General features: G+C 66.7%; 10 protein-coding genes. 6 read left to right on the top strand and 4 right to left on the bottom strand.

The window, feature by feature from the left end:
• Positions 1-79 precede the first annotated feature (79 nt).
• The 3 genes from P0D87_RS05650 (at position 80) to P0D87_RS05640 (ending at position 3,369) form a co-directional block, all read left to right on the top strand.
• A complete protein-coding gene (locus P0D87_RS05650) occupies positions 80-1,081 on the top strand; it encodes a sulfonate ABC transporter substrate-binding protein (protein ID WP_053860696.1) in 1,002 nt (333 codons plus the stop codon).
• A gap of 207 nt (positions 1,082-1,288) precedes the next feature.
• Positions 1,289-2,695 (top strand): selenium-binding protein SBP56-related protein, encoded by a 1,407-nt coding sequence (locus tag P0D87_RS05645; RefSeq protein ID WP_053860697.1) that lies wholly within the window; start codon positions 1,289-1,291, stop codon positions 2,693-2,695.
• Positions 2,692-3,369, top strand: a complete 678-nt coding sequence (locus P0D87_RS05640; RefSeq protein ID WP_053860698.1) for a hypothetical protein — start codon at positions 2,692-2,694, stop codon at positions 3,367-3,369. Before P0D87_RS05645 ends, P0D87_RS05640 begins: the two co-directional genes overlap by 4 nt.
• A gap of 125 nt (positions 3,370-3,494) precedes the next feature.
• Here P0D87_RS05640 and P0D87_RS05635 read toward each other — a convergent pair whose 3' ends face one another.
• Both P0D87_RS05635 and P0D87_RS05630 read right to left on the bottom strand, forming a co-directional pair.
• A complete protein-coding gene (locus P0D87_RS05635; RefSeq protein ID WP_006047099.1) occupies positions 3,495-3,728 on the bottom strand; it encodes a DUF2795 domain-containing protein in 234 nt (77 codons plus the stop codon).
• Between the two features lie 63 nt (positions 3,729-3,791).
• Positions 3,792-5,057 (bottom strand): aldose epimerase family protein, encoded by a 1,266-nt coding sequence (locus P0D87_RS05630; protein ID WP_171799896.1) that lies wholly within the window; start codon positions 5,055-5,057, stop codon positions 3,792-3,794.
• A gap of 329 nt (positions 5,058-5,386) precedes the next feature.
• On the opposite strand from P0D87_RS05630, the gene P0D87_RS05625 reads away from it, so the two are divergent.
• The 3 genes from P0D87_RS05625 to P0D87_RS05615 all read left to right on the top strand — a co-directional run bounded on the left by P0D87_RS05625 (position 5,387) and on the right by P0D87_RS05615 (position 8,842).
• Positions 5,387-7,597, top strand: coding sequence for a VTT domain-containing protein (locus P0D87_RS05625; protein ID WP_053860699.1), 2,211 nt, complete (start codon positions 5,387-5,389; stop codon positions 7,595-7,597).
• A complete protein-coding gene (locus P0D87_RS05620) occupies positions 7,594-8,370 on the top strand; it encodes an endonuclease/exonuclease/phosphatase family protein (RefSeq protein WP_053860700.1) in 777 nt (258 codons plus the stop codon). The genes P0D87_RS05625 and P0D87_RS05620 overlap by 4 nt, the downstream gene beginning before the upstream one ends.
• Positions 8,371-8,521: 151 nt before the next feature.
• Positions 8,522-8,842, top strand: a complete 321-nt coding sequence (locus tag P0D87_RS05615; RefSeq protein ID WP_408636741.1) for a hypothetical protein — start codon at positions 8,522-8,524, stop codon at positions 8,840-8,842.
• 35 nt (positions 8,843-8,877) lie between these two features.
• Here P0D87_RS05615 and P0D87_RS05610 read toward each other — a convergent pair whose 3' ends face one another.
• On the bottom strand, positions 8,878-10,860 hold the full coding sequence (locus P0D87_RS05610; RefSeq protein ID WP_053860701.1) for a DNA-binding protein: 1,983 nt from the start codon (positions 10,858-10,860) through the stop codon (positions 8,878-8,880).
• 149 nt (positions 10,861-11,009) lie between these two features.
• Positions 11,010-12,356: a PQQ-dependent sugar dehydrogenase gene (locus P0D87_RS05605; protein ID WP_053859106.1), complete on the bottom strand. Its 1,347-nt coding sequence runs from the start codon at positions 12,354-12,356 to the stop codon at positions 11,010-11,012.
• Positions 12,357-12,384 lie beyond the last annotated feature (28 nt).

Below are 12,384 nucleotides of genomic sequence, written 5' to 3'. Positions count from 1 at the left end.
CGGCGAAAGATCGGTTCGTCAGGCTCGCGCCCGCGGGTACGATGGATTGGCCCATGCATCCCTAACTTTCTCGCCTGCCATGTCCACGACAACAAATCGAAACCACCGCCGCTCGTTCATCAAACTCTCCGTGGGCGCCGCCGCGGCAGCCGCATCGGTCGCCGTCTCGCCACTGGTATCGCCGCTCGCGTTTGCGCAGGCGCCGTCGCAAGGCGCGCCGCGCTCGCTGCGGATCGGCAATCAGAAGGGCTACCTCAATCTGCTCAAAGGCCGCGGCACGCTCGAAAAGCGGCTTGCGCCGCTGAATGTATCCGTGAGCTGGACGGAGTTTGCCGCTGGCCCCGTGCAACTCGAGGCGCTGAACGTCGGCTCGATTGATTTCGGCGATGTCGGCGAAGCGCCGCCCATCTTCGCGCAAGCCGCAGGCGCGCCGCTCGCCTATGTCGCGGCGACGGTGCCGCGGCCGCAATCCGAAGCCGTGCTGGTGCCGCCGGGCTCGTCGATCCGCTCGGTGGCGGATCTCAAGGGCAAAAAGATCGCGCTCAACCGGGGCAGCAACGTCCACTACTTTCTCGTCAAGCTGCTGCGCCAGCATGGCCTGCAATACTCCGACGTGAACGTGGCTTACCTCGCGCCCGCCGATGCGCGCGCCGCGTTCGAACGCGCCTCCATCGACGCATGGGTGATCTGGGACCCGTTCTTCGCCGCCGCGCAAAAGACGCTCGGCGCGCGCGTGGTGGCGGATGCGAGCGGCGTCGTCGGCAATCGCGGCTACTACTTCTCGTCGCAGAGCTATGTGGCTAAAAATCCCGACGTGATCCGGATCGTGATCGAGGAAATCGAGAAGGTCGACCAATGGGGCAGCCGCAACAAGGACCAGTTGTCGAGCGAACTTGCGCAGCTTTGGGGCTTGCCGAAACCGGTCGTGGATGCCGCCGTGGCGCGTCAGCAGTTCGGCACCGAGCGCATCACGCGCGTGATTCTCGGCGAACAGCAGCAGATCGCGGACGCGTTCCTCGACCTCGGCCTGATTCCGAAACACGTCGACGTGCTGAGGGCCGGACCACCGGATCTGGCTTGAGGAGCCGCTTGCAGACACTGCGGCCAGCGCTTAAAAGCCGTGTCCCGCGATAGCTTCCTGTAAAGCCCGGCACAACTCCGGGTTGCTCTCGCGGCTGCGGTGGACTAAATCTAAAGCCGGGGCGCGCTCGGTGGATCCAGCGCGCACAGCGCAACGCGGCGGTCCCACGCCGCGCCACGCCCCGAGCCAGACAGAGGAGATACCGTCATGGGCATGCGCCCCGATCCCACGTTCCACGCCTCGCCGCGTCTCGCGATGGATGCGCCCGCGGAAGAATACGCGTACACGCTGCTGCTCAGCCCCGACTTTTCGCAGCCGGACGCACTCGCCGTCATCGACGTGAAGCCCGGCTCGCCGACTTATAGCCAGGTGGTTCATACGGTGCCCGTGCCGAACAAGGGCGACGAATTCCATCATTTCGGCTGGAACGCGTGTTCGTCGGCGCTCTCGCCGCTCACCGGCCACGCGTTTCTCGAACGGCGCTATCTGATCATTCCGGGCATGCGCTCGTCGCGCATTTACATCGTCGATACGAAGCCGCATCCGACCGAGGCGAAGATTCACAAGATCATCGAGCCCGAGGAAATCTTCCGCAAGACCGGCTATTCGCGTCCGCACACGGTTCATTGCGGACCCGAAGGCATTTACGTGAGCACGCTTGGCGGCGCAGGCCCGGACGGCACCGACGGCCCTCCCGGCATCTTCATCATGGACTGCGAAACGTTCGAGGTGCTCGGGCGCTGGGAAATCGACCGCGGTCCGCAGCAAAAGCACTACGACTTCTGGTGGAATCTGCCGCGCGACTACATGGTGTCGAGCGAATGGGCGTTGCCGCCGCAGTTCGAAAACGGCATCGTGCCTGAGGACCTGCTCGCGAACAAATACGGCCACGCCGTGCACTTCTGGGACCTTCGCGCGCGGCGCAATGTGCAGACGATAGATCTCGGCGCGAATCACCAGATGGCGCTCGAAGTGCGGCCCGCGCACGATCCGAGCCGCGAATACGGCTTTATCGGCGTGGTGGTCGACACGACCAATCTCGAAGGCTCGATCTGGACCTGGTGGCGCGAAGGCGGACAGTTTCACATCGAGAAGACGGCGACGATTCCACCGGAGCCCGCCGACCCGGCATCGCTGCCGCCGTTGCTGCAAGGATTCGGCGCCGTGCCGCCGCTCGTCACGGACATCGATCTTTCCATCGACGACAAATTCCTGTATGTCGCCTGCTGGGGCACCGGCGAAATGCGCCAATACGACGTGACGGAGCCGCGCAAGCCGAAGCTCGCCGGCTCGGTGCATCTTGGCGGCATCGTGCGGCGCACGCCGCATCCGAACGGCGAGGCGTTCACGGGCGGCCCGCAGATGGTCGAGATCAGCCGGGACGGCAAGCGCGTCTACTGGACCAACTCGCTTTACTCGACGTGGGATAACCAGTTCTATCCGAACGGCGTGCCCGCCGCGCAAGTGATGGCGCATGCGGACCCGGCGGGCGGCCTCGCGCTCGCGGACAATTTCTGGGTCAGGTTCCCCGACGGCTACCGCGCGCATCAGATCCGTCTGGAAGGCGGCGACTGCTCGACGGATTCGTTCTGCTATCCGTCGGTGGGCGTTTGAGCGCAGGCTGGTCGCACGCGGGCCTGTGGCTCGCGGTCGTCGCAAGCGGTTGTTATCACGGCGCAAATCCGGCGATGGGATGGCCGCTCGCCGTATCGAGCGCATTGATGCAACGGAAAGCGTGCGCGCTTGTTAGCGCGCTGCTGTGGCTCGCGACCGGCCATGTGCTGGCGATCTTCCTGATGGTGATGCCGTTCGCGATGCTCGGCGCGCTGCTCGCGTGGCAGCGCGAAATCCAGGCGGGCGCGAGCGCGCTCGTGATCGGCTTCGGCGTTTTCCTGTTGCTGTGGCGGCGTCATCCGCGAGTGCTCGCGCGCATTGCGCCGTCGCGGCTCGCGCTGTGGTCGTTCGCAATCGCGCTCGCGCACGGCGCGGGACTGATGCTCGTGCCGATCTACCTGGGCCTGTGCAGCGCGAACGATCTCGACCGCGCGCACGAAGCCGCGCAGACGCTGATGCAGTCGCGGCTCGGCATGGCGCTCGTCGTGTCCGGCGTGCATGCTGCGGCGATGGTGCTCACGGGCGGCGCGATCGCGTGGCTCGTCTACCGTTATCTCGGGCTCAGGTTCGTGTCGCGAAGCTGGTTCAATCTCGACGCAATTTGGGCGTTCAGTTTTATTCTCGTCGGCACGCTTGCGCTTGTGCTGAATGCGCGCGATTTTGCGTGGTCGTGAATGGATGGACCGCGCGCCGAAACGCGCGGCGCGGTCCATTCACGTTATCGCGCTACTACGCTGCTGCGAGCGCCGCATCACGACCGCAGGGACGCAGCGACGCATCATGGACGCAACACCGCGCCCTATTCCACGTTCGAAGCCTCCCGAACCACAGACGACACACTGTCGAAAGAGCGATCGCCCATTCGTTTGAGCACGGCCAGAACTTCGCCGTCCGCGCCATTGCGCTGCGCAAGCTCGACCAGCTTGTCGCGGGTGGTCGGAAACTCGGCGCCTTCGAGCGCGCGTTCGATTTCCTCCATGCGCGGTTCGTCGGGATGGCGGTGGTTCTGCGAGCGAGCGGGATGCTGAGCCATATTCATCTCCTTGCCGGTGGAAAAGCCTGGTCTCAACGGTTTCGCATAATGTGTGCCGCGCGCTTATTTGCCCGCGGCGCCCTGGGTTCTGAAGCGCCACTCGGTGACTTCGTGGAACGTCTCGCCGGGCCGCAGCACAGTCGACGGAAACGCCGGCTGGTTCGGCGAATCCGGAAAATGCTCGGCCTCGAGCGCGAACGCGTCGCCCTGCCGATAGGTCTTGCCCGACGTGCCGACAACGCTGCCGTTCAGGCCGTTGGCGGTATAGAACTGCAAGCCGGGCTGCGTCGTATAAAGCTCGAGCACGCGGCCGCTTGCCGGATCGACGGCGCGCGCCGCAAAGCGCGGGAGCGCGTTTTCGCTGGACTTGTCCGCCGCGTTGCTTTCCTGCCTCGCCGCGTCAAGCACCCAGTTCTGATCGAAGCCGTGCGCGTAGACCAGTTGCCTGAACGACGAACGCAGCCGCTCGCCGATCGCGGTCGGCTTGCGCAAGTCCATCGGCGTGCCGGCCACGCTCGCGAGTTCGCCGGTTGGGATCGACGTCGAATCGGTCGGCGTGTAGCGCGACGCCGCGATCTGGATCGTCTGCCGCTCGATGCTGCCGCTGCCCTCGCCCGCCAGATTGAAATACGAGTGATTGGTGAGATTGACGACGGTCGGCTTGTCGGTGCTCGCGCGATAGTCGATGCGGAACACGTCGTCGTCCGTCAGCGTGTAGGTGACCCGCGTGGTGAGCGTGCCCGGAAATCCGTTCTCGCCGTCGGGGCTCACGTAGCTCAATTCGGCACTCGCGCCGTGGGGCGATTCGACCGGCTTCACGGTCCATACCTTGGCATCGAAACTCGACGGACCGCCGTGCAGCGCGTTCGGCGGATCGTTGACGGGCAGCGTCCACGTCTGGCCGTCGAGGGTAAAGCGTCCGTTCGCGATGCGGTTCGCATAGCGGCCGATCAGCGCGCCGAAATGGATGTTGCCGTTGAACTTCTCATAGTCGGCAAGACTCGCGAAGCCGAGCACGATGTTCGCCATGCGGCCATGACGGTCCGGCGTGCGAAGCTCGCTGATCACGCCGCCATAGCTCAGAAAGCTGACGCTCAAGCCGTGCGCGTTCGTGAGCGTGTAACGCGTGACGGGATGACCATCGGCGGTGACGCCATACGGCGCCTGCGTCAGCGAGCCCGCCACCGACACGCACGGCAGCCACGCGCACGACAGCGCCACGAGCGTCGCACCGACAAGTCTCGCCGTGCCCGCTTGCACGCGATTTTTCGCGCTGCGGGGCGCGCCTTCGCCGGATCGCGCGACGACATACGGTGCCTGCCAATTCATGCACGACTCCTGGAAGCAAATAGGCAGCGCCTTGCAAAGCGCATGCCTCGCGCGTGCGCCAGGCCTCGCGCGGAGCTTTAAACAATCGCTGCGTTATGTCTGCCAAATTTTCAACGGACGTAGAGCAAATACACGCCGCCCGCCGCTTGCAATAGCGGCGAGCGCAGTCACACGCGGTCGAATGCACCCGGCTGACATGCCGTGGAATGCGACTTGCATGCCGGTTGCCACTGACCGCTGCACGAACCCGCTGCACGACCCTTTTGCACGAACCCGTTGCACGAACCCGTTGCACGAACCCGTTGCACAAACCCGCAGCACGCGCCGCCATGAGTGAACCTGACCCGATGCAATCCGAACTGCTCGATCCGCCGTCGCGCGATACCGCCGACGCGCCGCCCGCCGTCCCGAACGGCGCGGTGATGGACACCGGCTCCACCTGCGAATGGATTCTCCAGGCGCACCGTGCAAGCGTGCTGATCGACGCGGCTTCGTATTACGCGGTCCTGCGCAAGGTGATTCCGCGCGCGCGTCATTCGGTGTTTATCCTCGGCTGGGATATCGACAGCCGCATCGAGCTGGTTCCCGGCGGCGTCGACGACGGCTTTCCGCCGAAGCTTTCCGAATTTCTCTGCGCGGTGCTCGACGCGAATCCGCAGTTGCGCATCTATCTGCTCGGCTGGGATTTCGCGATGCTGTACGCGTTCGAGCGCGAATGGCTGCCCTCGTACAAACCGGCGTGGCATGCGCACCGCCGCTTGTGGTTCCGGCTCGACGGCCGGCATCCGCTCGGTGCATCGCATCACCAGAAAATCGTCGTGATCGACGACAGCCTCGCGTTCACCGGCGGCATCGACCTCACCGGCTCGCGTTGGGACACGCCGGAGCATCGGCCCGACGATCCGCTGCGCAAGAATCTCGGCAAGACGAGCTACGAGCCGATGCACGACGCGCAACTGATGTTCGACGGCCCCGCGGCCGCCGCCATCGCGCATCTGGCCCGCGAGCGCTGGCGCCGTTCGCGCCGCAGCGGCAAGGCCGGCCGGCCGTTCAACGGCAAGTCGCCGCCGCGCACGGATTTGTGGCCGTCCGACATCGAGCCGGATTTCGCCGACGTCGATCTGGGCATCTCGCTCACGGAGCCGGCCTACGACGGCCGGCCCGCCATCCAGCAGGTGAAGGCGCTGCATCTGGCCGCCGTGGCCGCCGCGCGCCGCAACATCTATATCGAGAACCAGTACTTCACGGCGAATTCGGTCGGCTCGGCGCTGCAAAAACGCATCGCGGAACCGGACGGCCCGGACCTCGCCGTCGTGTGTCCGTACCGGCAGAGCGGCTGGCTTCAGGAAGCGACGATGGGCGTGCTGCGCGCCCGTCTGCACAAGCTGCTGAAAGCGGCGGACAGCAACGGCCGCTATGCGATGTACGCGCCCGCCGTCGATGCGCCGAACGGCCGCTTCATCAACGTGCACAGCAAGATCATGATCGTCGACGAGCGGCTGCTCGTGATCGGCAGCGCGAACCTCAACAATCGTTCGATGGTGCTCGACTCCGAGTGCTGCATCGTGATCGACGCTCGCGACGATCACGAGCGGCAAGCGGCGATCGCGCGGATTCGCAACCGCCTGCTCGCCGAACATCTCGATTCGAGCGAAGCCGACGTGGACGAGGCGCTCGCGCAGCATGGCCGGCTCAACGCGGCGATCGCGAGCATCAAGAGCAACAGCGATTCGGTGCGCACGCTCGAACCGTTGACGCCGGAAGTGCCGCCCGAACTGCGCGATATCGCGGATGGCGTTCACGTGCTCGACCCCGAAGCGCCGATCGCCGCCAATGAACTGCTCGCACAGTTTCTGCCGGAGCCGACACATCGTCCGGTGATCGCCAAGCTGCTGGTGCTCGGCGCGCTGGCGCTCGGCGTCGTCGCGCTCACTGTCGTGTGGCGCTTCACGCCGTTCGGTCACGAACTCAGCTTCGCCAAGCTCACCTCGGAGACGCAACGGCTCGCGGCCACGCACTTCGGCCCGATTGCGGTCGTGGCGATGTACGTGGTGGCCGCGCTGCTTTCGGTGCCGGTGACGTTGCTGATCGCCGTGACGGGTCTCGTGTTCGGCGCAATAGCGGGCGCCGCCTATGCGCTCACGGGGACGCTGATCGCCGCGGCGGCGGGCTGGGCGGTGGGCGCCTGGCTCGGCCGCGACGCCGTGCGCGAACTGGCCGGCGCGCGCCTGAATCAGCTCAGCGAACGCTTGCGCAGCAAGGGACTCGTCGCGGTGATCCTGTTGCGGCTCGTGCCGGTCGCGCCGTTTTCGATCGTCAATCTCGCGGCGGGCGCATCGCATATCCGCTTCTGGGATTTCATGGCGGGCACCGCGATCGGCATGGCGCCGGGCGTCTTGCTGGCGACGTCGTTTGCTCGCCAACTCGTCACGGCGGTCAGGCATCCGACGCCGCTTTCGTTGCTGCTGGTGGCCGCGATCGGCGTGGCGCTGGTGTCCATGTCGCTCGTCTTGCGGCGCATGCTGATGAGGCGGCAATGAGTGGCCGCGCCAACGAAACCGTGACCCTCGAAGAAGCGCAGCCCGTGCCGCGCGTGCGTACAGCGTCGGCTCATACACGCGACGCAGGCGAGCCGCTGCGCATCGTCACGTACAACATTCACGGCGCGGTGGGCACGGACGGCAAACGCTCGGCGGCGCGCATCGCCGAAGTGATCGCGGCCTTGAACGCCGACGTGGTCGCGTTGCAGGAGGTGCCGCTCGGCGGCGCGGCGAGCATCGACGTGCTGCGCGAATTGCAGGACCTGACCGGCATGCATGCGGTGCCCGGCCCGACGCTCGACGGACCCGACCGGCGCTTCGGCAACGCGGTGCTGACCAATCTGCCGGTGCTCGCGGTGCGCACGCTGGACCTGTCGTTCGGCAGCCGCGAAGCGCGCGGCGCGCTCGATGTCGACATCGACACCGGTAATGGCTTGATGCGGATCGTCGCGACGCATCTCGGCCTGTCGGCGCGCGAACGACGTGCCCAGGTGCGGCTGTTGCTCGAAGCGTTCGATACGCCCGATCTTCCCGTGATCCTGCTCGGCGATCTGAACGAATGGTTCGTGTGGGGATGGCCGCTGCGGGCGCTGCTCACGCGCTTTGGCCGGGTCGCCGCGCCGCGCACGTTTCCGTCGCGCTTTCCGGCGTTTGCGCTCGACCGCGTGTGGGTGCATCCGGCCGCGCGTCTCGTCGATATTCAGGTGGATAGAAGCCGGCCGGCGCGTATTGCGTCGGATCATCTGCCGCTGGTCGCGCGCGTGTTGCGCTGAATTGAATGGCTTGTGGCGAACGGCGGGTTGCTGTTGTTGCGAGGGCTTGATGGAACGGCGCGTGCTGCGTTTGCCGTAGACATTGCGATTGGTGTCGTTCGCTATGGACTGGCACCGCCCTCAGCTTGCAATCTCAGCCAGGAGATCCCTCATGACCGAGCAGCCCGACCGTTCTTCCACTTTGCGTTCTTCCAGTCCGAACAACGAGCCTGCCGCGCCGCCCTCGCCGTCCACGCCTTCACGCGAGGGCATGTCGGGGCCGGGGCCGGCTCAGCCGCAGCCGATTCCGTCGCCCGCGCCCGGCACGCCGCGCACGCCGGGCGGCAATCAGCTCGACGCCATCGACGAAGCCGACGCCGACAAGGTCGTGCCGAAGGACCCCAAAGAGACGCAACTGCGCGACACGATCTCGCCGCCGGGCGCGGGCAGCCATAGCGTCGACGACGACGGCTCGCCGCCCAAGCCGTTATAAGTCGGCGCGAGCGGCGCGGTCAGTGCATCAGTCGATCAGGCCTCGATCTTCGACATCACCGCGGTTGCCGGATCGTAGCGATAGCCCTTCTGCTCGAGACGTTCGGCGAGCGTCGCGCTGATGAATTTTTGCTGCGCGTCGCGTGAGATCAGATCGTGGTCCGGCTTCAGCCGCTCGAGTTCTGACGACAACCTGCGCAAGAGCGCGACTTCGGCGGCGCTGCGGGCGTCGAGGAACGTCACTTTCTGATTGGTCGCGCTCAGGCGCTGCTTGAGTTCCTTGGCATGCGCGATCCACTGCTCGGCGAGCGTGCGCAGTTCGGCGTAGGCCTTTTCGTGAGCCTTCGCCTGACTCGTCATCTGGCGGCGCAGCGACGCGATCTCGTCGGCCATTACGGCTTCTTTCGACTCATCGTCGGCGGACAGTCCTTCCGGCGACGTGCCCTGCTGCTGCGCGTGCGCCGTTTCGAGTTCGGCAAGCTGACGCTCCAGTTCCGCGACGCGCTGTTCGGCCGCCTGCGCGCGGCTCGTTGCCGCCGACGCATCCTGGGCGAGCCGGGTCGTTTCAGCCGTCGCCGCCGCGTTGGCCTCGCTCATCGCCGCAAGCTGATCGCGCGCGGCGGCGAGTTCGTGCTGCACGCGCTCGACCTCGGCGCGCTGAGCCGCGGCTTCGTCGCCGTGAGCCGCGTGCGCGTCGCGCTCTGCCGCGAGTTCGGCGCGCGCCTGGTCAAGCTCGGTCTGCAGCGCGGCGAGTTGCGCGAGGCTTTCGCTGGCTTGCAACGCGGCGTCCTGTGCACGCGATGACGCCGCGTTCGATTCGTCCGCCCATCGTTGGACTTCTCTCGCGTGGGCCTCGCCGGCTTCGCCCAACGCGGCCGCTTTCTCGTGCGCGGCGTCGCGCTCGGCGATCAGCCGCGCGATTTCTTCGTCCCTGGCGACGGTCGCGGCGTTCAACGCTTCGCGTGCGCCGCGCTCTTCGGTCAGCGACGTTTCAGCGGCTTCGAGGCGGGCTTGCATAGCCGACGCGTGTTGCTCGGCTTCGGCAAGGCGAGCTTCCGCCGTCGATGCGCGTTCCTCGGCGTGAGCCACGCGGCCTTCGGCGTCTCGTACGCGCTCGTCGGTCTCGGTCGCGCGAGCTTCGGCGGCCGATGCGCGTTCTTCGGTTTGCGCGACGCGAGCTTCAGCAGTGGATGCGCGCTCGTCAGCTTCGGCGATCCGCGCTTCAGCGGCCAACGCCCGCTCCTCGGTTTGCGTGACGCGCGCTTCTGCGGCGAATGCTCGCTCGTCAGCCTCCGCGATCCGCGCTTCAGCGGCCAACGCCCGCTCTTCCGTTTGCACGACGCGCGCTTCGGCCGCCGATGCCCGCTCGTCAGCCTCCGCAATACGCGCCTCCGCAGCCAACGCCCGCTCCTCCGCCTCCCCGACACGCGCCTCGCTGGCGGCCTCGCGTTGCTCCGTCTGCGCAACGCGCGCCTCCGCCGCCGCGGCGCGGTCCTCGAGTTCAGCGACGCGATCCTCCGCGGTCTTTGCACGGTCCCGCAGCGCCGACAGTTCGGTCGCGAGGCGATTCACGGCCTCTTCGGAAATGCTCAGCGCGTTCGTGAGCGTCGCGACGCGTTCGCGCGCGAGTTCGGCCTCGGCGAGCGTGTTCTGATACTCGGCGAGCGCCTCGTCACGCTCGGCGGCGAGCGCCTCCGCGTGGCCGCCCGCCAGCGCGAGCCGCTGATTGACGACCCGCTCGGCTTCCTCGCGCGCGCTCGCCCACAGATTGCCGGCGGCACTGAGCATGGTTTGCGCGACGTCGTCCGGCAAGCCCGTCATGACCGACGCCGGCGCCTCCGCCGACGCTGGCTGGCGCGCTTGCCGCCAACGCTCGACGGCCGCCGACACGGCGACGATCGAACCGCAGCGCAGTTCGCCCCAGATTGCCAGCGCGGACACCTTCTTGCCTTCGCCGGCCATGCGGTCCGCGATTTGAGCCACCCGTTCGTCGGTGACGATGTCTGTTTCCATGGACATGAACGCCTCGAAAATCAAAGTAAGCAGGCGGGGATGGAGCGTTCCGCGCCGTCGTGAGTGGCAGGTATTTTACCGGGCAATGCGGCAATGCCGCGAGGCCGCGGCGGCGTGAGCCGCGCGCGCCGCGGCGGCTCGAACAGGCCGCATCGTCACTTGCCGCTATACACCACCTTCCAGACCACGTTGCCGACATCGTCGGCGACATACAACGCGCCGGCCTTATCGACGGCGACGCCGACGGGCCGCCCGAGCGCGTGGCCATCGGCGCTGAGAAAGCCGCTCAGGAAAGTCTCCGGCATGCCCGCCGGCCGCCCGTGCTCGAACGGCACGAAAACGACCTTGTAGCCGCTGTGCTCCTTGCGATTCCACGAGCCGTGCTGGCCGACGAAAGCGCCGCCCCAGTAATGCTGCGGAAAGCTCCTGCCGGTATAAAACGCGAGTCCGAGCGATGCCGTGTGATTGCCGAGCGCATAGTCCGGCGTGAGCGCGCTCGCCACCTTGTCGGGCCGCTGCTCCTTCACGCGCGTATCGACGTGCTGGCCGTAATAGCTGTAGGGGAAGCCGTAGAAGCCGCCGTCCTTCACCGCGGTCATGTAGTCGGGCACGAGGTTATCGCCCAGTTCGTCGCGTTCGTTGACGGCGGCCCACAACGCGCCGCTCTCCGGCTGCCAGTCCATCCCGTTCGGATTGCGCAGGCCCGCTGCGAACACGCGCGAGCGCCCCGTCGCGGGCGTGAATTCGAGGATCATCGCGCGGCCCTCTTCGGCCTCGATGCCGTTTTCCCCGACGTTGCTGTTCGAGCCGACCGTCACATAGAGACGCTGCCCGTCGCGGCTCGCCACCACATTCTTGGTCCAGTGATGATTGATCGGCCCGGCCGGCAGATCGGCCACCTTCTCGCCGGGTGTTGTGATCTGCGTATCGCCCGCGCGATAGGGGAAGCGCAGCAGCGCGTCGGTGTCCGCGACATACAGCGAGTCGCCGACGAGCGCCATGCCGAACGGCGAATGAAGCCCCGAGATCAGCACGCTGCGGCTTTGCGCGGTGCCGCCCTGGCCGCGCAGCAGCACGATCCGGTCGGGGCTCGGCACGCCCGCGCCCGCGCGCTTCATCACGAACTTCATCACCTGCTTGCGAACCCAGCCGACAATGCCGCCGTGCTCGTCGTGCTGCGCGGGCGCATTGCTCTCGGCGACCAGCAGACCACCGTCAGGCAGCGGATACACCCAGCGCGGATGCTCGAGCCCGCTCGCGAAAGCCGTCACCGTGAAGCCCGGCGGCGCGGTGGGGATGCTCTGGCTCGGGCGCGTTTGCACGGGCGCGATGTTGATGGTCGGCAGCAGCGAGGTTTGCGGCGACGGCAGTTCGGGACGCGGTCCCAAACCCGTGTCGCCGATGTCCTCGGTCGTCGACGCGCAGGCGGCCAGACTCAGCGCGAGCATCGCGGCGACTGCGCCGAGGCGCGCTTCGGCCCATCGCGTGTGAAGCATGTTCATTGCATTCGCCTCGCAGGTTGCGGATTTT

The organism is Paraburkholderia sp. RL17-368-BIF-A, assembly GCF_046054045.1.
In the GTDB taxonomy this organism is placed as follows: domain Bacteria; phylum Pseudomonadota; class Gammaproteobacteria; order Burkholderiales; family Burkholderiaceae; genus Paraburkholderia; species Paraburkholderia graminis.
This window is presented reverse-complemented; position numbering and strand designations above follow the sequence as displayed.